Source organism: Pseudoalteromonas sp. Angola-7 (assembly GCF_028599255.1).
Lineage (GTDB): Bacteria > Pseudomonadota > Gammaproteobacteria > Enterobacterales > Alteromonadaceae > Pseudoalteromonas > Pseudoalteromonas atlantica.
In genome coordinates, this window is record NZ_JAQREL010000009.1 from 103149 (window position 1) to 121971 (window position 18823).

Below are 18823 nucleotides of genomic sequence, written 5' to 3' on the forward strand. Positions count from 1 at the left end.
TGTTTTATCCTTGTAACTCAGCCATTACTAGCGAGTCTAAACTGGCTGCGTAATAATTTAAGCGAGCAATAATTATGTGTTTGTCTATTTGAATATTAAGGGCATCTATTTTGGCGTTTAGCTCACTAATACGCGCGCGCATAACATCAGAAAAGTCGCCATCGTCACGGGTATACGCGTTTAAAGTAGCCTGAGCTTGCTGCGACATTTGCGGTAATAACGTGTTTTGATAAAGCGTATTGCGCTGCTCAATTCGCTCAAGCTGACTAACCTCTTTAAAGTACTGTCCTTTTAGGCTTTGTAGCGCCACGCGTTTGTCGGTTTTAATGGCCTCTGCATTAGCAATAGCCGCATTAACTTGCTGATCTTGCCTGTTATCGGTAAATAAAGGTAAATCAATACTCACCCCCACCGAAAGCAAATCAGCACGCGATCCACCAGCTTGGTTATCAGCGCGGTAGCCATAACCCATATTTACGCCAAGTTGTGGCTTATAACTTTGTTTAGCAAGGCTCACTTGTGTACGTTTAGCGGCTATACGTTGATCTATAGCCACCATAGAGGGATGCGCCATAAGTAATTTAATGAGCTCATCAAAGTCTAAGCTGTTAAATTGGGTAAGCGGGGCTGGCGCTGTAAAAGTTAGGCTTAATGGTTGGCGTAATATGCTCTGTGGTAGCCACTGGGCTAACCCTTGTTTAGCGGCATCTAGCTGCTGCGCTAATACAATCAGTTTATCTTCAAGGCGTGTGAGCTCCAATTGTGAGCGAATAATATCTTGCTGACGGGTTTTACCTAAACTACTGGAGTAACTGGCTTCGGTAACTTCAATTAACTGGCTAAACAATGCTTTATCTTGTTCAATTAACGCAATACTTTGCTGCGCTCTGTAGGCATTTAACCACAGCTCCATTACCCTAGCTTTTACTTGCGCCTTTCGCTGGGCCCTAAGCCACGGGTGCTCAAGTGCTTCTTCTTTTATTGCTTGTTGGCTAAGTGCTAGGCTATTACCACGGCTAAAGCTTTGGCTTATACCCACTTTTAACTGCGTCATGTTTTCTTGATCAAACGCAAAGCCATCTACGGGTACACTTTGCAAACCTATGCTTAATACGGGGTCTGGTAGTGTTCCTGCAGCAATACTTTGCGCTGTGGCGGCGGCTTGCTTTTGCTCACTGGCGCTCAGCCACGGCTCGTTATTGAGCGCTAGGTTTATGGCATCCGTTAAATTAAGGGTTGATGCTTTTGCTATAGCATCACTATTAAATACAGCACCAAATAAGGTGGCGCTCAGTAATACAGCTTTAAAAATTACAGTGCGGGTCATTGCCTGCTCCATCTAAAATTAAAAGTAAAATCTTAAATTAACAAGCAGAACAGGCGCTTTAAGCGAATATAGCTAAACTTCACTCATACCAATGGTGTTAAATTAGTCGTTATTTATAGCGACAGTTAAAGAGTGATAACAAGGCATAAACATCGGCATGTAGTTGTTCTACATAAGAGGTTTATAACGCTGTTAACGCTTTATTTGGCACGCTAAATGACTAAATAATCAAGTCGATTGGTATCACACCTATCCTGCGTTTAAGCAAACATAGGAGGGCGATATAAGGTATTACTAGGTGGGGAGGAAATACCGCTATTAAGCTGGGTAACTTTTTCACTCGATAACGAAAAAGCAGTAAATAAGGCCGGGGACGTTAAAATAGAGCTGCTTCCACAGCCATTTATTGGGCAATGACAATCATTTTGAACATCTGCTTCATCACTGCAGCAATCCATTTCCATCATACCTGTAGCAATTTACTCTCGCTCATTACATGTGTGGCATGCTTTGCTGATAGGCTCATATGTGGCATTTCGCACTGCTGATTTACAGACGCAACGGCTTGCCCCACAAACGTGAGTAGCATCACAACAACGAGTAAATTTGAGTAAAAACGCTGCAAAACAAAGCCTATTAAGTAAATTACCCAGTAATAATATTTGAGTTATTGAGCTAACTCAAATAATTAATTTTCTTTTTTAGGTGGTGTAATTAAGCTACTCGCTAAAATAGCAAAAATACAATAAGCACTAAAATACCAAAATCCCTCACCAAAAGTGCTATGCATAATTAGTAAATCGCTACTTTGCCCATGTGCATTGCCTGCCAAATAAGTCACTATTAACGCAATAACAAACACATCCACCATGCTCCACTTGCTCAGTGCGCAAATAACCACACCTAACTTATTTTTAAATCTGCTGGGCGACAAGCAGCAATACAGTAATTGCAGCAGTAATTTTAAGCTTGGGATCACAATAGAGAACAACCCAACTAACGCCGCTACAAATAAATTATTATTAGCTAGCTCGTTTACGGTTCCCCAAATACTTTGTGTTTTGCTATACGCGTTTATTTCACCCTCTAATTTATCAAGTCCTAACATGCTAGAGAACATCATTAACATACTACGGGTACGGCCATCGCCTTCCTCAGCCAGCATTTCTATGCCTGCTTTGGCGAGTTGCGATTTATCAATGTTGCCCTCAATCGATAATACAGGTTTGGTAACACCAGGAAATAACAGCCCTAATGCAACCACAATACTTAAAATAGATAACCAATTACGCATATTTATTCTGCAATAGCCTCAATAATTTCGTCACTATACAACAGTGCATCAAGAACATAATTAAAAATATGACCTATATGCAAATCACTGTTTATTGCCGGCATTAACACCGCTATTTTATCCATTTCATCTAGTTCAAACGCCCTAATAAGCGCAAGGCTTTGCCCTAAAATGCCCTCATTGTTTAATAATGCCTGGGCAATACTTTCATCTAGGGAAAACTCTTTAACAATTGCTTCAAGGTTTGTATCTAAAATTGCATCCATCACAGAAAACAACCCAACCAAGTAGCCCTGACCAACCAGTTCTGCGTGGTTTTGCCCTAGCAATAGCGCAATAAACTGCGCTCTGGTTAAGGCAAGTTTTGTGAGTTCTGAGGGTTTATCGGCGCCTAATTCGCTCAGCGCCAGCACGCGTACCAGTTGCCTTATGCTGTCCTCTCCTAAATACACAACCGCTTGCGAAATAGAAGTAATGGTTAATTTAGTACTGCCCGAGCGGGCATTCGCTAATTTCAATACTCGCGCTGTAATTGCCACGTCTCTGGCTACTTGTTTTTGTATTTCATCAAAGCATAAAGATTCTTTTGCCGTAAAGCGCAGTAAATCAAACACAATCACCTTACCCGGCTCCACATCTTTGTAAGTGATCATCTCTGGGCGGGCAAAAAAGTAACCCTGAAATAAATCGCAACCGGCTTGTTTTAACGAGTGAAATTGCGCATGAGTTTCTATACGCTCAACAATAATTTTTGCATGCGGATTAGCGCGTTTAATTTTTTTTATGCGCATATTGGTTTTAATTATTACATCGTCCATTTCAATTTTGATGTAATCTACATGCGCAAGTAATGGCGCCCATTTATCGTCGCCATCGTAATCATCTAGGGCAAACTTGTATCCCTCTTGCTTGAGCGCTTTCACGCGCTGAGTTACCTCAGCTATTTTGTTCGTACGCTCAACAATTTCTAACACACAATTTTGTGGTACTAACAATTTAGGAAAGTTTTCTAAAATAGTGGCCGAAGAAAGGTTAATAAACGCTAAATGATGCGCTGTAAGTTTGTCTGGCCCTAGCATCATCAGCGTATTAAAAAACAAACGGCTGGTTGCTTGCTCATCAGATGTTCCCACAGGAAATGCGTTATGGGCTGAATCACGATAAAGCAGCTCATAAGCAAACACATTCTGCTGCGCATCAAAAATAGGTTGCCTTGCAACAAACTGTGTTATCTTTTGCCCGTTCTGTAGAATATTTGTGGGATTCACTTAATAAAAGCCTATCTAATTTGACGTTGTTTATTACAATTAGGTTATACACTGTAATTCAACTGCTATGAAGATTCTAGAATCATTGCAAGCGGAGTTAAATTACATAACGCTCAAGGTTAAAAGTTTAGCAAAGGTTACGTATTTGTTTTTTTTAAAGTTGTTTTTACCCTTATTTATTTTGCATCTTGCTACGTTTGCTCATGCCCAGCAAAACCAGCCAGAACTAAATTACAATGTCAGTGCATCAGGTAGTCACTACCCTTTTTACACCAGCAACCCAGAAAAACCCGGCATTTTGCCAGAAATAATCACCGCTTTAATGACGCAAGCAAATATTACCGCCAATCACGTTGAGCTTCCCACTAAGCGAATTACCAAATATTTAGAAAACGGCTTTATTGATTTTGATGTAATTTCTTTAAAATGGTTAGCGCATAGCGAGCGAGATAACCCTTACTATATTTTTTCAGAGCCGCTGATCCCCGCAACAGAAATGATTGTTGCACTGCCTGATAACGTCGCGCAGTATCAAACTAAGCAAAGTTTATACTCTAAAGAGGTTGGTACAGTACTTGGCTACTACTACCATGATGATGCAAAATTTAACCGCGTCGATTTTCCCTCTGAAAAAGAGCTAATGATTGCATTATCTAAAGCGCGTATTGATGTTGCCATTATGGGTATTCATACCGCAGCGTATTGGTCTAAACAATTAAATATTAATGCTGAGTTTGGCGCCCGGCATTCGCATGGTTATTTAAGAGTGCGTTTACTAGCTAAGCACAAAGCGTTACTGCCTAAAATTAACCAAGTACTTGCGCACTTTCATAGCAGTGGTTACATAAAACGCATAGAAGATAAATACATTAACCCAATACCCGCACAAAATTTAAGGGATTAGTATCGCCGCCTACCTTTGCTAGGGTATAATACAGCCAAATGTAAACCTCTTCCTATATAAGAACGCCTTATGAGTATTGAAAAAGCCTTAATCGAGCGCAGTAATAACCAGTGTGAATTATGCAGCGCAACCGAACACTTATCTGTTTACGAAGTGCCTCCTGTTACCGAAACCCATTCAGACAAATGCATTTACACCTGCCAAACCTGTAAAGATCAAATAGAAAACAACAGCGAGCTTACCCCAACACATTGGCACTGTTTAAACGACAGCATGTGGAGCAAAACACCTGCCGTACAAGTAGTGGCTTACAGAATGCTAACGCGCTTAGCTGTTGATAATGGCTGGGCACAAGATGCGCTCGACATGATTTACCTAGAAGAAGACACCCTTACTTGGGCGAAAAAAGCCCTTGCTGAAGATGACGATATAAAACACGTAGACAGTAATGGCGTAGTGCTACAAGCTGGCGATACGGTTACTTTAATTAAAGACTTAGACGTTAAAGGTAGTAGCTTGACCGCCAAACGCGGCACAGCAGTACGCAATATAGGCTTAACAAATAACCCTGAACATATTGAAGGGCGAGTAGACGGCCAACGTATTGTTATTTTAACAAAGTTTGTAAAAAAATAGCGTTAAAGCATTATATTAAGGCGCATTAGCGCCTTTTTTGTGCCTAAAAAAATTAAGCCATGATTAAGCTCCTCCCCCCTACACTTACCAGCAATATAGGAATAAGGAGCGCAAGCATGGCAAAGCAGCAATTTAGGTTTCAAAAACGTACATTTACTGGCTTAGGTTTATTAGCCCTAAGTGCACTCACATTGGCTGGCTGTGAAAAACCAGCTAACGAATCACAATCCACAGTACAAGAAAAAAGCGTTATGGGTTTAACCACGCAAGTGAGCTATAAAGATCGCAGTATGCCACGCCCTGGCTCACAACTAATTGTAACGCTATCTGATGTGTCAAAAGCAGATGTAAAAGCCGAAATAATTACGCAACAAGTAATTGATATAAATAAAGCGCCGCCGTATACCGTGGAGCTAGCTTATGATGACAACAACATTGTTGATAAACACCGCTATAACCTCACCGCTAGAATCATTAATAAAGACAAGGTTCTTTATACCAGCACAATGCAGTACGACCCTTTTAAAAATGCAAACTCGGGGATTCTTCACGAAATTGAGCTTGAAAAAGTCGCCTCACCTAAAAGCGATGTTACGCTTGCAAATACATACTGGAAAGCCGTTACAATTAACGCGCAAACAGTCAGTGTAAGAACAAAAGAGCCATTTATACAATTTGATAAAGATAACCGCGTTAACGGCTTTTTAGGGTGTAATAATGTCAGTGGTAGCTATAGCACAGAGCAACATTCAATTTCGTTTAGCCAATTGGCAAGTACAAAAAAAATGTGCTCACAAAGCATGGAGCAAGAAGCGGCTATGTTAAACATGCTCAATAACACGCAAAAGTGGGCTATAGAAGGTGAGTCTTTAGAATTAAAAGATAGCAGTGGCAACACGCTTGCCACCTTTAATGCGGTTTATTTTAATTAAATAAAAGCCCAGCTGGGCTTTTACTTTACATAATGGCAGGCAGTTATTCGTCGACTAACTGCTCGCTTCTATAAAACCCGCTAGGCTCACTTAAAAGCTCAACTAATTCAGGTAATATGCTGTCCATAGTTTGTTTTAATTTCCACGGTGGGTTAATAACAATCATGCCTGATGCCGTCATACCGTGTACGTCAGTATCCGCTTGCGTGCCTAACTCAAATAATTGAATATTTCGCATTCCCGACTCAATCAGCCCTTGCTCCATTGTATTGATTCGCTCTCTATCAACAACGGGGTACCAAATCATATATGTGCCGGTTGCAAAGCGCTGGTGCGCCTTAACTAGTGTGCTTACTACAGTATCGTAATCGTCTTTTATTTCATAAGGTGGGTCAATAAGCACACATGCACGGCGCGAAGCTGGCGGAAGTAGCCCTATTAATCCGGCAAAACCGTTTTCGCCACGTACGCGAATAGAGCGCTTACCTTGCATGTTTTGCTCAAGTAACTGCAAATCGCGCGGGTGTAATTCAAAAAACCAGCCTTTGTCTTGACGACGTAAGTAATGCTCAGCAATTTTTGGCGAACCGGGGTAAAACGCCAGTTCATCCCCATCATTAAACGATTTAATTAATGCAATATAATCGTTTAGCGCCTCGTGTTTACTGCTATGTTGCCAAAGCTTAGCAATGCCCTCTTTGTATTCTTGTGTTTTTTGGGCATCAGATGAACTTAACTCAAAAAATCCCGCACCTGAGTGGGTATCAATATAATCGAGGGGTTTATCTTTAATAGTTTGATATTGAAGTACCTGTGCAAGTACTAAATGTTTAAGCACATCGGCAGGGTTACCTGCATGAAAAGAGTGTCTGTAACTAAGCATTGTTAATTTTCGCTATACGCAATTTAATATCGGCAGTGAACCATAAGCTCTGTATTTTGGCAACCTATACACCGCTTTGCGAGCAGTTAAGTGAACCATTTATGAACAAAAAAGCCGCCACCCTGAATTATCACTTAATAAACAATAAAATTGTGCTAAAACCACCGTAAATGCTGGCAAAACAACACACTTTGCTTTACATTTGCATGACATTAATTACAGTTATATGAGCGCCTTTATGAACAACACAACTCTTCAACAACTCGAACAACTGATTGACTCGCTTATCGAGCGCAACAACCAATTACAAACAGATGTTGCTAGCTTAAAAGAGCAAAACGCAAAACTAAGCGACGAAAACGAAATTTTACAACTAGAAGCCCTTGAAAACGAAGAAAAGCAAAAAGATGCCAGCTCTACGTTAACAGGCTTACTTGATAAACTACAAAGCGCACAACAGGCAAGCTAATGTCTGAGCTGCAAAACCAGCGGGTCACAGTTGAGTTGCTAGGTAAAGAGCAGCAGTTTGCATGCCCGGTTGGGCAAGAAGATGCATTAATAGCAGCAGCACAAAATTTAAATGACTTGGTTGAGCAAACAAAGCAACGCTCATCAGTTCGCAACGAACAACAGGCGATACTTTTAGCAGCACTTACACTTAGCCATGAGTTGCTAGAAGCTAAAACGCATGCCAGTGTAGAGCAACAGCAGCAAGATCAACTCATTGATAAACTCAGCCAATGCTTGGCGAGTGACCCAATAAAAAAATAAAAAGCGCCCCGTGCGCTTTTTGTTTATTATGAGGGTAAATAAATGCTGCGCAGAGACACACAATGACATTAAAACCCCTTTTAGTAACTGTAATCCCCGCCCTTTTTATTACCCTTAGCCTATTTTCTCACTCTAGTAAGGCAGCGGTTACTTGGCAGCAAATAAACGAGAATGTGCAATTTTTAAAACAACAAGATAAGTTACGTTTTTACGATTCCAACCAAGTGCTCATAGAGGGCGAGCAATGCGCACTCATGGTTGATGCAAGCGGAAACTTTGCAGCCGTAGAAGCACTGGCAAAACAGTTAAAAAAACACCTTAAAACCCCGCTCTGTTATTTAGTTGCAACTCACTTTCATGACGACCATTTACTCGGCATGGCCGTATTACAAAATGCCTTCCCAAAAGCGCAGCTAATAGTGCATAAACAGGTAGCCGATAATTTTGCCACATACCAACAGGCTTATGATGATAAGTTAGCAGGCTATGAAAAAAGTATAGAGCTGAGCTATCAGCGCTTAGCCACATTACCCGAGCAACAGCAAGCACAGTGGCGCGAAAAGCTCTCTTTAGCTAAACAACGTTTTTTACGTTGGAAAAACTATCACTTAAAATCACCTAGCACCGTAATCGGTAAACAACAAAGTATTGATTTAGGTAACTTTTCGGTACAAATAACACCCGAAAAAGCCCACACAAACGGCGATTTAACACTTAGCACCAATAATGGCACGCTGCTAATAGGCGGCGATATTGTTGACTGGCTACCCTACCCAGGCCACGGCCAGTTACAAAATTGGCAAGCCTTGCTCAAACGCTATATTAATCAGCCTAATTTGCGTACAATACTTCCCGGCCACGGCGGGGCGCTTGAAAAAGCGCAACTTAAGCAGCCTTTAATGTTTTTAAAAAATTTAATAACCCATGTGAAAAATAATAAAAAACAAACGCTTGAGCAACTTACTGAGAGTTTCCCTGCGGATGTTTTAGCACCATATAAACAAGAAGCGTTAAATACAAAGTCGAGCCAGTTATTTTTACAGGCTGGGCTTAAGCGCGCCCAGTTAATTGAGCACGCGCAGTAGTGTTATAAAAATAAAGGATTGTAGATAAGAGATGAAGATGCGTGGATTGCTTGTAAGTTGTGTAATTATTTTTTTGTATGGCTGTAACAGCACACAAACACAACCCGAAACAGACGCACCACAAATTTTTACTCACTTTGAGCCAAGCTACGAAAACCAAATAGAGCTTGAGCCTGTACAGCCAAAACAATTACAGCAAGCCAATACTGCACCGCCGGTAAAGGCAAAAAAAACAATTGTAAAAAAGCGCCCCACCAAAGCTAAAAACCTATGGGTGCATATTGCCAACAACCTACATTTTACGGTGTATCAAAATCGCGCCTTAAAAAAGCGTATTAACTGGTATTTAAAACAACCTAACTATTTACCCACTGTAAATAAACGCGCCGCGCCTTATTTGTATCATATCGTAAAAAAAATTGAGCAAAAGCGCCTGCCTATGGAGCTGGCTTTACTGCCCTTTGTAGAAAGTGATTTTAGACCCACCATTGCCTCATCGCAGCAAGCAGTAGGCGTTTGGCAATTAGTGGCCGCCACAGCGCATCATTTTGGGATTAAATCCGATCAGTGGTATGACGGCCGACAAGATGTACTTGCCTCCACCGATGCCGCACTTGAATACCTCAGCTATTTACACAAACGCTTTGATGGCGACTGGCTACACGCCCTAGCGGCTTATAATAGTGGTGAGGGGCGTGTTAAACGAGCCATTGAGCGAAATAAAAAACGCGGTAAAAGTACCGATTACTTTTCTCTAAAGCTGCCAAAAGAAACGGCCGACTACGTACCTAAACTGTTAGCGCTAAGCTACTTAGTTAAACACCCGCAAAAAGGCTTTAAGCGTCCTAAACTGGCTAATAAACCAATAACAACGCAAATGAATGTTGGCCAACAGTTTGATTTTTCGGTCATCGCTAAGCTCTCTGGGGTTGGCTCAAAACAGTTGCACGAGCTTAACCAGGGCTATTTAAAAAATCAAAGCTCACCTAATGGCCCCCACTCATTGCTTTTACCTATCGGCCAAGAGGCACTGTTAAAAAGTCAGTTTTTTAAGTCTAATTTTGCAGGCGAATACATCGTTAAAAAAAATGATACGCTATACAGCATCGCAAGGCGCTTCAGCATGTCGGTAAGCGCGTTAAAGCAGCTCAATGGCAAACAAAATAATATGATAGGCATAGGTGAAAAACTGCTGGTTGGACAGCCTAAAACGCTCCCAAAATCGCTCACTATAGATTATCAAATTAGTCCTTATTTAGAGCCACAAGAAGTCGTGATCCCCACTCTTGAAATAGGCTATGAAGTAAAACAAGGCGATAGCTTGTGGAGCATTAGTCAGCTTTACGAAGTGCCGCACAGTGATTTAGCTAAATGGAACAACTTAAGTGCCTCAAGCATTTTAAAGCCTGGCACGCAATTAACGCTATTTATTCCCCAGGCAGAAAAACCCAAACAGCCGCAACAAAAACAAGATTTACTGCAAGATCTACAAAAATCACTTATTCAACCACGCTGAGTTTATAAAGCTCGGTATTTCGCGTAAAATCGGCTTTTAACTTAGTCAAAAACTTAAAGAGACAAGCATGCAAATTAGCAAAAATTCAGCAGTTGAATTTCATTACACATTAAGCGAAGCGGGCGAGCAACTAGAAAGCAGTATAAACCACGCGCCTCTTAGCTATATTCATGGCAGCGAAGGCATGCTTCCTGGCTTAGAAAAAGCCCTTGAAGGTAAAGCCGCAGGCGATAAGTTTAGCGTTACACTTGAGCCTAGCGAGTCATACGGTGAGCGCGTTGACGATTTAATTCAGCGTATTCCGCTTAAGCACCTACAAGGTGACGTAAAAGTGTGGAAACCAGGTATGACTGCGATGGTGAACTCAAACCAAGGCCAACACCAGGTAACATTAGTTAAAGTAGGCCGCTTTAATGCAGATTGCGATTTAAACCACCCGTTTGCAGGCAAAACGCTAACGTTTGATTTAGAAGTGGTATCGGTTCGTGAAGCAACCAGTGAAGAGATTTCGCATGGCCATGTTCACGCTGAAGGCGGCTGTGGTCACTCTCACTAATCACACACCTTAAATTAGGAGCAAGTATGTCTAAGGTTGCTATTGTTACAGGCGGTACAAAAGGCATTGGATTAGCGGTTGTAAAACGCTTTATTGAAAATGGCTACACGGTGCACAATCTGGATATTGAGTACAGCGAGCTGGGGGTTTTTCACCAATGCGATGTGAGTAATGTTAGTGCTGTAAAAGCCTGTATTACGGCCATTTGTAAACAAAGCTCACGCATAGATGTACTTGTTTCTAACGCTGGTAAACACCTCAGTGCTAGCATTGAGGATACCGATGAGCACACTTTCGATGCATTATTTGCATTGAACGTTAAAGGGGCCTATGCGGCTGTACAAAGTGTACTACCCAGCATGAAAGCGCAAAACAATGGCGCCATTATTTTAATAGCCTCAGATCAGGCAATAATTGGTAAGCCTAACTCGTTTGCCTACAACCTGACAAAACATGCTCTTGCTTCTATGGCAAAAACCACAGCGCTTGACTACGCCCAATTTAATATTCGCGCGAATGCGGTATGCCCAGGGACAATAGAAACCCCTCTATTTCACAACGCGATAGATGCTTATTGTAAAAAAAGTGGGGCTAACAAGGCTGATATAGTGGCAGAAGAAGCAAGCCTTCAACCGCTAAACCGCTTAGGACAAGCTGATGAAGTTGCCGCGTTAGTTAGCTTTTTAGCAAGTGATGATGCAAGCTTTATAACCGGTAGCCTACAACATATTGATGGCGGCTATACCACACAATGAGCACATGCCAATGAGCCTGAAAATTATTGACCCCCACGTGCATTTTTTTAACCTTGCCGAGGGGCAATATACTTGGCTGCAAGGCGAAAACCCACCAGCATGGCCAAATTTAGAGTTAATAAAACAACCTATTAGCGAAAAAGAGCTACTAGAGAGCAGCGACTTTACCCTCGCCGGCATAGTACATGTAGAGGCTGGTTTTGATAACAACGCCCCCATTAACGAACTTAATTGGCTAACGGCGCATTTAAAAAAGCTTCCCTTTAAAGCCATTAGTTACGCTCAGTTAGATTGCGCACCTGTGCAATTTGCAAAAGCAATAAACGCCCTTGCCCACCCCCATTTAATAGGCATACGGGATATCACCGAAGGCGCAGACGCACAGCGATTATTAAACCCAGTGTGCTTTAGTAATTTGCAAACCCTTTGCCAGCAAGGGCTGCATTATGAAGCCCAGTTTGAGCTTGAAAATACTGCAATAGCCGCTCAGCTTGCTAGTTACGCTAAGGCGCTGCCTCAGCTAAAAATAATAATAAACCATGGCGGCCTACCTAATAATATTAATAACTGGCAGCAAAGCATTCGCATGCTAAGTGCGCACAATAATATAGCGATTAAGTTTTCGGGTTTTGAGCTTTTAGCGTTGAATTTACAACAGCAACAAGATTGTTTTGAAACTATGCTCTCGTACTTTGGCGAGCAGCGCATTATGTTTGCGAGTAACTTTCCGGTTTGCCAAATTAACGCAAGCTATAATGATGTTTGGCATAGCCATCAAGCCTTGTGTAAAACAAATAAAATATGGCACAACCTTAGCTACGCAAATGCTAAGCATTTTTATAACATACCCTAGTTAAGCTATATTAAATTTAACCACTTACGTAAATGCGGCAATGACTATGACATTACATTCGCAATTATCAGCCCTTGGCATCTTAACTATTTTAAGTGGTTGCGCATCTAACACGCAGCCTACTCCTAAGCTGCACCACGCCTTACTTACCGAGCCAAATAGCCAAGCGGTAGAGCGTGTTATAGAGCGCTTAATGCATATAAAAAACGTAACGCTTGCTGACGATATCTTTATTCACACCAGTACCTTTACTCTTAAAAACACAAACCGTAGCGATATAAAGCCCAATCACCAGCTTAACTTTCCCGATCAATTTGAGTTAATGATAAACAATAATCGCTGCTATATACGCCACCTTGATAGTAAAGCCACCGCTGAGATAAAAGGCGTTACGTGTACAATTAATCTTGCCAATTAAACTCACTAACTATTCAAATGGTATTGCTCATCGGTATTAGAGAAACACAGCTATAAAAAAGCCGGTAAGTGAGCTATCACTTACCGGTTTTTACTTTAAACAATAGTATTTAAATAACGCTCTTTAAATAAAGCTTAAATTATTTAATTTCTACACGTTGCGAGCGCATAACAATCTCATCATTTAATTCAATGCCTAAGCCTGGCTCTTCTGATACTTCAAAAAAGCCATTTTTTGGTTGTGGATCTTGTAAGCACAGCTCTCGGTTCCACTTTTTAATGGCATAAGTATGATGCTCATGAATCAAAAAGTTAGGAATGGCGGTTTCTAAATGTAACGACGCGGCAGTGGCAACTGGCCCGCCACATACATGCGCCTGAATTCGCACATCAAAAATATCGGCGTAGTCACACACTTTTTTAGTTTCAGTAAAGCCACCACATAAACCGATATCGGGTTGAAGTACATCAATGCTTTGATCTTCTAAATAAGGGCGCACACCCCAGCGGTTGTATAAACGCTCACCGCCTGCAATCGGCACTGCCACTTTATCTGCTACTTTTGCATGTAAAGAATGGTTTAAGTAGTTAACTGGCTCCTCGTAGTACATGCAATCAAACTCTTCGGCTATTTCACCAATTTGTATAGCAGAGGTTGCGCCAGGTAAGCTGTGGCATTCAAAAATAATATCCACTTCATCACCAACTGCTTCACGTATAGCTTGCATACGAGCACGGTATAGCTTCATTTCACCACGAGAAATTATTTTAGTACGGTCGTAATACGTATTGCCGTCTTTATCGTATTGGATAGGGTCCACTTTTACTGCATCATAACCTTCGCCAATCGCTTTTAACGCCGCTTCTGCGTATTCTTGCGGTTGTACTAACGCTTTAAATTCGCTGTCCCAATCAAACTGTAGCTGCGATGCGTAAGTACGCAGCTTATCGTTTACTTTACCGCCTAGTAATTGGTATACCGGTAAACCAAGTGCTTTACCTTTTATATCCCAAAGTGCTGTATCTATGGCGCTCATTGCTGCATAAACAACAGGGCCGCCACCTAAACCCCAAAAGCTTTCGCGTAACATACGCGACCATAACTTTTCGGTTTGAAACGGGTCGTGCCCAATTAAAAAAGCATCAGCCATTTCTTTTATCATTGCTGCTGCTGCGCTGTGGCCTAAATCGTAAGCCAAACCAGCCTCACCTACACCACTAATACCTTCATCGGTATGAATACGTACAAAAACCGGCGTCCAAGCTGGACGCTCTGGGCAATGAATATCAAATACTTCTACGCGATTTACTTTCATTAAAATTCCTTATTAGCCACGCAGGCTATTGTGCAAAACTGGGATCAAGTCGGTACGCTTTTCGCAGCATGGCAGGCCACGCTAATTGCCCACCTGTGCTGCCGCTATGTACCACATTAGCTTGGTTATAAATATTGTCGATAATTGGCTGCGGCACCGGAATAACCTCTTGTGAGCTGGCTTGTAATGCAAGCTGAATTTCGCAGGCACGTTGCAAGTCATAAAAACGCATAAAGGCATCGCCTACGGTTGGACCTACGGTTAAACCACCATGATTTACCAATAGCATATGATTGGTATTGCCTAAATCCTCTTGTAATACTTTGCGCTCGTCATCATTTACAGCCAGCCCTTCATAGCCATGGTACGACAGCGAAGGGAGCGAAAACATAGAGTATTGGCTTAGTGGCAATAGGCCATTTTTTTGTGTAGCAACGGCAATGGTTTCTTTTGTATGTAAGTGAATAACACAATGAGCATCTTCACGCACTTCGTGAATTGCGCTATGAATAGTAAAACCTGCTGGGTTAATGCTAAAGGGGGTGTCGTCAATAATATTGCCGTGCAAATCAACCTTTACCAGGTTTGATGCAGTTACTTCGTCAAACGTTAAGCCAAACGCATTTACAAGGTAGTGATCAGTGCCAGGTAAACGTGCCGATAAATGCGTGTATATTAAATCCCCCCAACGAAAATGCTCTACTAATCGGTAGCAAGCTGCTAAATCTACGCGCAATTGCCACTCTTGCTCCGACACTTTATTTTTTAAATCTAGTTGGGGTAAATCAATCATAATCAGCCTTTTAAAATACGTACAACAACTCAAGTACGAATAGATGTTTAGAAGTCTAAAGCAGTATTAATTTTATAGCAAACACAAACAAAACAGCCACACAATTGTGTGGCTGTTTACGCTGCGCTTTAATTTAAAACGATAATACGTTTTTAAACGCGGTGCTTTATTTTACCTTTGAAAGGTAGTCAGCAATTGCTTCAAACTCTTCGTCCGTTACCGTTGCAACCATTGCTTTCATTGCGGCAGTCATACCATTGCTACGCGCGCCCGATTTAATATCTTTCATTTGGGCCACTAAATAGTCTTTGTTTTGACCATTAATTTTAGGGTATGCGCCCATAATAGGTGCTTTACCTTCTGCACCGTGACATGTTTGACACATTTTTTGGGTGTAAAGGGCTTCGCCATCAGCAGCGGCGGCGTTAAACGAAAAACTTGCGGCTAAACTAATACCCGCGCCTACTATTAGTGCTTTCATCTTGCTCATTATATTCACTCTTCTTTTTGACGGTTAGAAAATAGTCTATTGATTGTAGTAAACAATCTAGTAAAAAGCATACGTATCAATTTACGTTAGGCGATCAAACAAACACGACTACGTTTTCAGCCATTGTTGTTAACTTTAGCAAACAATACTGAACAGACACTTACCATACTAAATCATCTGGTACTTCAAAGTCTGCATATGGGTCGTCTTCATCTTTTGGTTTGTTTTCAGGTTCAACATGAAAAACAATGTACTTTTCATCAACTTCTGCGACTTTACGCGCCGGCTCATCATCGAGTACGTAAAACTGCCCTTCCAGTACACAAATAGCTAAACGACCACCCGATAACGCTTTTTGGGTTTTCTCGTTTACGTCTATCCCTTTTACTTTGTTATCGTAAGTAAAATTAAAGGTACGCTCACCGCGGATAGAGTCTTGGTTATGGTGCTCAAGTATTTGCTTAACACGAGCAACTTGCTCACGTTGCTTAAGCTCTTCTTGGCGCGACTGGTTAAGTTCTTCAGCCTTTTTTTGCTGCTCTAATTTAGTTTGCTGTATGTGCTTTTGCAGATCGCTTGGGTTACTGGTAGCCCCTTTTTTTTGCTTTTTTTGTTGCTTACGTTTTTCTGACTTAGCAACTTTAGCTTTGTGCGATGTTGTTAACCCTGCTTGCAGCAATTGGTCTTGTAATGAACCCATGGCTTTGTTCCACTAAAAACTTATATTAGGTTTATTTTAATCACCAACGAGTACAAATAACAGTGCTATTAGCATTAATCTAGCAAAGGGCTGAATATACACTTTGATTTAGCGCAATTGTTAATGATTTAACCTATGAAATATAAGCCATTTTTCATATACTTTGGCTAACTTATCAGCTTATGTTTTAAGCCCTACAATGCGTTTTGCTCACTTACTTATTTGCTCGGTGTTTATATTTTTTGTGCTGTACGCACCTCAGCCTTTATTGAGCTTATTTGCTAGCGAATTTAACGTCTCCCCTGCGCTTGCCGGCAGCTTAATGAGCGTAACCATGCTGCCTTTAGCAATTGCACCTTTGGTTTATGGGCTATTTTTAGCCAAGCAAAACCCGCTTATTATTTTACGTATTGCTATGTTTATTTTAGGAGTGAGCTGCATACTGTTTACAGTAGCGCCAAGTTTTGAGCTATTACTTTTGGTGCGTTTTATACAAGGCTTAACCTTACCTGCCGCGCTTACCGCGATGACAAGCTTTATTGGTATACGTTACAGCGCAGATGCCTTACAAAAAAATATGACCTTATACATAGGCAGTACCATAGCTGGGGGCTACTTTGGCCGAGTATTGGCCGCTTTATTTAGTGATGTATGGCATTGGCAAAGTTTTTATTATGTTATTTCGATTGTGCTTATTGGCCTGGCTATCAGTATAAAGCCCACGGGCTTTGTGGTATCTAATCAATCAGCGCTTACGCCGTTAACATATATTAAGCAGCTAAAAGATGCGGCAGTACTAAAATTGTATGGCGCCGTTTTTTGTATGTTTTTTTGCTTTGCAGCCTTATTAAATTACCTACCGTTTATTTTGCAAAACACCTTTTTAATTACAAACACACGCGATATTGGCTTAGTGTACAGCGGCTACTTAATCGGTGCTTTAGCATCTATTGCAACACCTTGGCTTGCTAAAAAAGTGCCTTCAGCTTGGCATTTACTTGCTGCGGTTTTTATCGTGTATAACTTAAGCATTGTATTACTTTTAAGCCAGCAACTGAGTGTATTTTTAATCGCGTTTACGTTATTTTGTGCTGCTATGTTTATTATACACTCAAGCGCTGCTCCGCTTGTTAACAAGATTAGCAAAGCGCCTGCAAGTGTAACAAATGGCGGGTATGTATCGTTTTATTATAGTGGCGGGGCACTGGGCTCGTTATTGCCTGGTATTGTTTATCAACACTCAGGGCAAACTGCATTTATGCTTTGCTTACTGAGTGTGTGTTTTATTGGTTTAGTCTTAGTCACTTTAGGCTATCGAGAAGGTAAAAACATTACCCGAGGCTGATGCCCTGTATGCTCAAAAAAGGTATTTAAATCATTTTTTGAAAGCAGCCAAGTTTGGGTGTTTTCAAACGGGTGACAATGATACAGCTCGTTAAACCAAATATCTTGATCAAGCCACAAAGTAACATTGCTTTGTTTATCGTTTGCTAAAGCAAGCATAGACACACACCCGGGCGCCACTTTTAAATAACGTGCTAACCGCTCGCTAGAGGCAAACCCCAACCGAGAAAGCCCCTGTTGCTTAGATAGGGTTTTTAAATCGAGCTGTTTGTCGTGTGCGGTAATTACTAAAAAGTGCTTTTTGCCCTCGTTATCACGCAAAAACAAGTTTTTAAGTCGCGTACCTGGGCGCTCCACCATAAATGCATCAGCATCTAAACTGGTATGTAACGCAGGGTGTTCTATTACATCGTAATTTATACCTAATTGCGCTAACAACTGCGCAAGCTTTGCTTTATCGGCCAACATACTACAAACAACGCCCTCTTAGCTGCACACTTAAGTCACGCCATAGTACTTGTGTAATTTCGTGTTTATTTTCACAATAGTTATTTTCACTAAGGGTTTCGTTTAAAAACCTGACGGCTTCATCCTCAAGCTTAAGTTTTAACACACTAGAGTCTTCGAAGTGTTCTTGTTCTATGTAACGTTTTACATCAGAGCGGCTCGGTCTTTTTTCGCCTCGCCCGCCGTTATTTAAGTTTATGTTACTGCGATGCTCAGCCTTTACCGATACAACATAAGCAAATATTTTGTTACCTTGCTCATCCACGTTCTCATAAAACTGCTTGTTATTTATTTCATAAGGAGGCGCTTCATTACTTGCACACCCTGCAAGTAGCAAAGCAAGTATACAGATACTTTTTTTCATTGTTTTTGTCGTTTCGCGAGGTATTTTTCTCGAGTCTATCAAAAATAAACGATAACAGTTAAATATTGCTAAAAAATACTTGACCAAATTTATAAAAATATTTAAAGTTCAC

The 18823-nt window shown here is 41.1% G+C and carries 24 protein-coding genes; 12 read left to right on the forward strand and 12 right to left on the reverse strand.

Annotated elements, in window-relative coordinates:
• Positions 1-4 precede the first annotated feature (4 nt).
• The 5 genes from PSH50_RS13255 to PSH50_RS13275 form a co-directional block, all read right to left on the reverse strand.
• A complete protein-coding gene (locus PSH50_RS13255) occupies positions 5-1327 on the reverse strand; it encodes a TolC family protein (RefSeq protein WP_273587532.1) in 1323 nt (440 codons plus the stop codon).
• A gap of 260 nt (positions 1328-1587) precedes the next feature.
• Positions 1588-1785: a hypothetical protein gene (locus PSH50_RS13260; protein WP_273587533.1), complete on the reverse strand. Its 198-nt coding sequence runs from the start codon at positions 1783-1785 to the stop codon at positions 1588-1590.
• A 5-nt stretch (positions 1786-1790) separates the two neighbouring features.
• Positions 1791-1952 (reverse strand): hypothetical protein, encoded by a 162-nt coding sequence (locus tag PSH50_RS13265; protein ID WP_273587534.1) that lies wholly within the window; start codon positions 1950-1952, stop codon positions 1791-1793.
• Positions 1953-2015: 63 nt separating this feature from the next.
• A complete protein-coding gene (locus tag PSH50_RS13270) occupies positions 2016-2621 on the reverse strand; it encodes a paraquat-inducible protein A (RefSeq protein WP_273587535.1) in 606 nt (201 codons plus the stop codon).
• Between the two features lie 2 nt (positions 2622-2623).
• Entirely contained in the window at positions 2624-3889 is a 1266-nt protein-coding gene (locus tag PSH50_RS13275) for an EAL and HDOD domain-containing protein (RefSeq protein WP_273587536.1), read from the reverse strand.
• A 145-nt stretch (positions 3890-4034) separates the two neighbouring features.
• Here PSH50_RS13275 and PSH50_RS13280 point away from each other — a divergent pair, with 145 nt between their 5' ends.
• From PSH50_RS13280 to PSH50_RS13290, 3 genes are all read left to right on the forward strand, one after another.
• Positions 4035-4793: an ABC transporter substrate-binding protein gene (locus tag PSH50_RS13280; RefSeq protein ID WP_273587537.1), complete on the forward strand. Its 759-nt coding sequence runs from the start codon at positions 4035-4037 to the stop codon at positions 4791-4793.
• A 69-nt stretch (positions 4794-4862) separates the two neighbouring features.
• The gene (locus tag PSH50_RS13285) at positions 4863-5429 is read left to right on the forward strand and encodes an alkylphosphonate utilization protein (protein ID WP_273587538.1); all 567 of its coding nucleotides are present in this window, start codon (positions 4863-4865) and stop codon (positions 5427-5429) included.
• A 116-nt stretch (positions 5430-5545) separates the two neighbouring features.
• Positions 5546-6361, forward strand: a complete 816-nt coding sequence (locus PSH50_RS13290) for an META domain-containing protein (protein WP_138579535.1) — start codon at positions 5546-5548, stop codon at positions 6359-6361.
• A 43-nt stretch (positions 6362-6404) separates the two neighbouring features.
• On the opposite strand, the gene PSH50_RS13295 is transcribed toward PSH50_RS13290, so the two are convergent.
• Positions 6405-7244, reverse strand: a complete 840-nt coding sequence (locus PSH50_RS13295; RefSeq protein WP_055252599.1) for a 23S rRNA (adenine(2030)-N(6))-methyltransferase RlmJ — start codon at positions 7242-7244, stop codon at positions 6405-6407.
• Positions 7245-7482: 238 nt separating this feature from the next.
• On the opposite strand from PSH50_RS13295, the gene zapB reads away from it, so the two are divergent.
• The 8 genes from zapB to PSH50_RS13335 all read left to right on the forward strand — a co-directional run bounded on the left by zapB (position 7483) and on the right by PSH50_RS13335 (position 13198).
• Complete coding sequence (gene zapB / locus PSH50_RS13300; RefSeq protein WP_024031454.1) at positions 7483-7713, forward strand: cell division protein ZapB; 231 nt, start codon at positions 7483-7485, stop codon at positions 7711-7713.
• Complete coding sequence (locus PSH50_RS13305; protein ID WP_004587640.1) at positions 7713-8015, forward strand: cell division protein ZapA; 303 nt, start codon at positions 7713-7715, stop codon at positions 8013-8015. The genes zapB and PSH50_RS13305 overlap by 1 nt, the downstream gene beginning before the upstream one ends.
• A 62-nt stretch (positions 8016-8077) precedes the next feature.
• Entirely contained in the window at positions 8078-9100 is a 1023-nt protein-coding gene (locus tag PSH50_RS13310; RefSeq protein WP_273587540.1) for an MBL fold metallo-hydrolase, read from the forward strand.
• Positions 9101-9137: 37 nt separating this feature from the next.
• Positions 9138-10616, forward strand: a complete 1479-nt coding sequence (locus tag PSH50_RS13315) for a LysM peptidoglycan-binding domain-containing protein (RefSeq protein WP_273587541.1) — start codon at positions 9138-9140, stop codon at positions 10614-10616.
• Between the two features lie 67 nt (positions 10617-10683).
• A complete protein-coding gene (locus PSH50_RS13320; RefSeq protein ID WP_273587542.1) occupies positions 10684-11172 on the forward strand; it encodes a peptidylprolyl isomerase in 489 nt (162 codons plus the stop codon).
• Positions 11173-11198: 26 nt separating this feature from the next.
• Entirely contained in the window at positions 11199-11927 is a 729-nt protein-coding gene (locus PSH50_RS13325) for an SDR family NAD(P)-dependent oxidoreductase (protein ID WP_121638058.1), read from the forward strand.
• A 10-nt stretch (positions 11928-11937) separates the two neighbouring features.
• A complete protein-coding gene (locus PSH50_RS13330; RefSeq protein ID WP_273587543.1) occupies positions 11938-12780 on the forward strand; it encodes an amidohydrolase in 843 nt (280 codons plus the stop codon).
• Between the two features lie 46 nt (positions 12781-12826).
• The gene (locus PSH50_RS13335) at positions 12827-13198 is read left to right on the forward strand and encodes a hypothetical protein (RefSeq protein WP_273587544.1); all 372 of its coding nucleotides are present in this window, start codon (positions 12827-12829) and stop codon (positions 13196-13198) included.
• Positions 13199-13337: 139 nt separating this feature from the next.
• On the opposite strand, the gene PSH50_RS13340 is transcribed toward PSH50_RS13335, so the two are convergent.
• The 4 genes from PSH50_RS13340 to PSH50_RS13355 form a co-directional block, all read right to left on the reverse strand.
• Positions 13338-14513: a mandelate racemase/muconate lactonizing enzyme family protein gene (locus tag PSH50_RS13340; RefSeq protein WP_004587647.1), complete on the reverse strand. Its 1176-nt coding sequence runs from the start codon at positions 14511-14513 to the stop codon at positions 13338-13340.
• 25 nt (positions 14514-14538) lie between these two features.
• Positions 14539-15306: a class II aldolase/adducin family protein gene (locus PSH50_RS13345; protein ID WP_273587545.1), complete on the reverse strand. Its 768-nt coding sequence runs from the start codon at positions 15304-15306 to the stop codon at positions 14539-14541.
• Between the two features lie 166 nt (positions 15307-15472).
• Positions 15473-15796 carry a c-type cytochrome gene (locus PSH50_RS13350; protein WP_004587649.1) on the reverse strand — a complete coding sequence of 108 codons (324 nt, stop codon included), beginning with the start codon at positions 15794-15796 and terminating at the stop codon, positions 15473-15475.
• A 160-nt stretch (positions 15797-15956) separates the two neighbouring features.
• Entirely contained in the window at positions 15957-16496 is a 540-nt protein-coding gene (locus PSH50_RS13355; protein ID WP_004587650.1) for a DUF2058 domain-containing protein, read from the reverse strand.
• A 199-nt stretch (positions 16497-16695) separates the two neighbouring features.
• On the opposite strand from PSH50_RS13355, the gene PSH50_RS13360 reads away from it, so the two are divergent.
• Positions 16696-17841: an MFS transporter gene (locus PSH50_RS13360; protein ID WP_273587546.1), complete on the forward strand. Its 1146-nt coding sequence runs from the start codon at positions 16696-16698 to the stop codon at positions 17839-17841.
• On the opposite strand, the gene PSH50_RS13365 is transcribed toward PSH50_RS13360, so the two are convergent.
• Positions 17808-18308 (reverse strand): prolyl-tRNA synthetase associated domain-containing protein, encoded by a 501-nt coding sequence (locus PSH50_RS13365; protein ID WP_121638061.1) that lies wholly within the window; start codon positions 18306-18308, stop codon positions 17808-17810. The genes PSH50_RS13360 and PSH50_RS13365 overlap by 34 nt on opposite strands.
• Before the next feature lies 1 nt (position 18309).
• On the reverse strand, positions 18310-18711 hold the full coding sequence (locus tag PSH50_RS13370; protein ID WP_024031465.1) for a hypothetical protein: 402 nt from the start codon (positions 18709-18711) through the stop codon (positions 18310-18312).
• Positions 18712-18823: the final 112 nt, after the last annotated feature.

Excerpts from the sequence above, each read along its gene's own strand:
- PSH50_RS13255 (WP_273587532.1), bottom strand. The coding sequence starts at position 1,327 with ATGACCCGCACTGTAATTTTTAAAGCTGTATTACTGAGCGCCACCTTA.
- PSH50_RS13260 (WP_273587533.1), bottom strand. The coding sequence starts at position 1,785 with ATGGATTGCTGCAGTGATGAAGCAGATGTTCAAAATGATTGTCATTGC.
- PSH50_RS13270 (WP_273587535.1), bottom strand. The coding sequence starts at position 2,621 with ATGCGTAATTGGTTATCTATTTTAAGTATTGTGGTTGCATTAGGGCTG.
- PSH50_RS13285 (WP_273587538.1), top strand. The coding sequence starts at position 4,863 with ATGAGTATTGAAAAAGCCTTAATCGAGCGCAGTAATAACCAGTGTGAA.
- PSH50_RS13290 (WP_138579535.1), top strand. The coding sequence starts at position 5,546 with ATGGCAAAGCAGCAATTTAGGTTTCAAAAACGTACATTTACTGGCTTA.
- PSH50_RS13295 (WP_055252599.1), bottom strand. The coding sequence starts at position 7,244 with ATGCTTAGTTACAGACACTCTTTTCATGCAGGTAACCCTGCCGATGTG.
- zapB (WP_024031454.1), top strand. The coding sequence starts at position 7,483 with ATGAACAACACAACTCTTCAACAACTCGAACAACTGATTGACTCGCTT.
- PSH50_RS13305 (WP_004587640.1), top strand. The coding sequence starts at position 7,713 with ATGTCTGAGCTGCAAAACCAGCGGGTCACAGTTGAGTTGCTAGGTAAA.
- PSH50_RS13310 (WP_273587540.1), top strand. The coding sequence starts at position 8,078 with ATGACATTAAAACCCCTTTTAGTAACTGTAATCCCCGCCCTTTTTATT.
- PSH50_RS13315 (WP_273587541.1), top strand. The coding sequence starts at position 9,138 with ATGCGTGGATTGCTTGTAAGTTGTGTAATTATTTTTTTGTATGGCTGT.
- PSH50_RS13320 (WP_273587542.1), top strand. The coding sequence starts at position 10,684 with ATGCAAATTAGCAAAAATTCAGCAGTTGAATTTCATTACACATTAAGC.
- PSH50_RS13325 (WP_121638058.1), top strand. The coding sequence starts at position 11,199 with ATGTCTAAGGTTGCTATTGTTACAGGCGGTACAAAAGGCATTGGATTA.
- PSH50_RS13330 (WP_273587543.1), top strand. The coding sequence starts at position 11,938 with ATGAGCCTGAAAATTATTGACCCCCACGTGCATTTTTTTAACCTTGCC.
- PSH50_RS13335 (WP_273587544.1), top strand. The coding sequence starts at position 12,827 with ATGACATTACATTCGCAATTATCAGCCCTTGGCATCTTAACTATTTTA.
- PSH50_RS13340 (WP_004587647.1), bottom strand. The coding sequence starts at position 14,513 with ATGAAAGTAAATCGCGTAGAAGTATTTGATATTCATTGCCCAGAGCGT.
- PSH50_RS13345 (WP_273587545.1), bottom strand. The coding sequence starts at position 15,306 with ATGATTGATTTACCCCAACTAGATTTAAAAAATAAAGTGTCGGAGCAA.
- PSH50_RS13350 (WP_004587649.1), bottom strand. The coding sequence starts at position 15,796 with ATGAGCAAGATGAAAGCACTAATAGTAGGCGCGGGTATTAGTTTAGCC.
- PSH50_RS13355 (WP_004587650.1), bottom strand. The coding sequence starts at position 16,496 with ATGGGTTCATTACAAGACCAATTGCTGCAAGCAGGGTTAACAACATCG.
- PSH50_RS13360 (WP_273587546.1), top strand. The coding sequence starts at position 16,696 with ATGCGTTTTGCTCACTTACTTATTTGCTCGGTGTTTATATTTTTTGTG.
- PSH50_RS13365 (WP_121638061.1), bottom strand. The coding sequence starts at position 18,308 with ATGTTGGCCGATAAAGCAAAGCTTGCGCAGTTGTTAGCGCAATTAGGT.
- PSH50_RS13370 (WP_024031465.1), bottom strand. The coding sequence starts at position 18,711 with ATGAAAAAAAGTATCTGTATACTTGCTTTGCTACTTGCAGGGTGTGCA.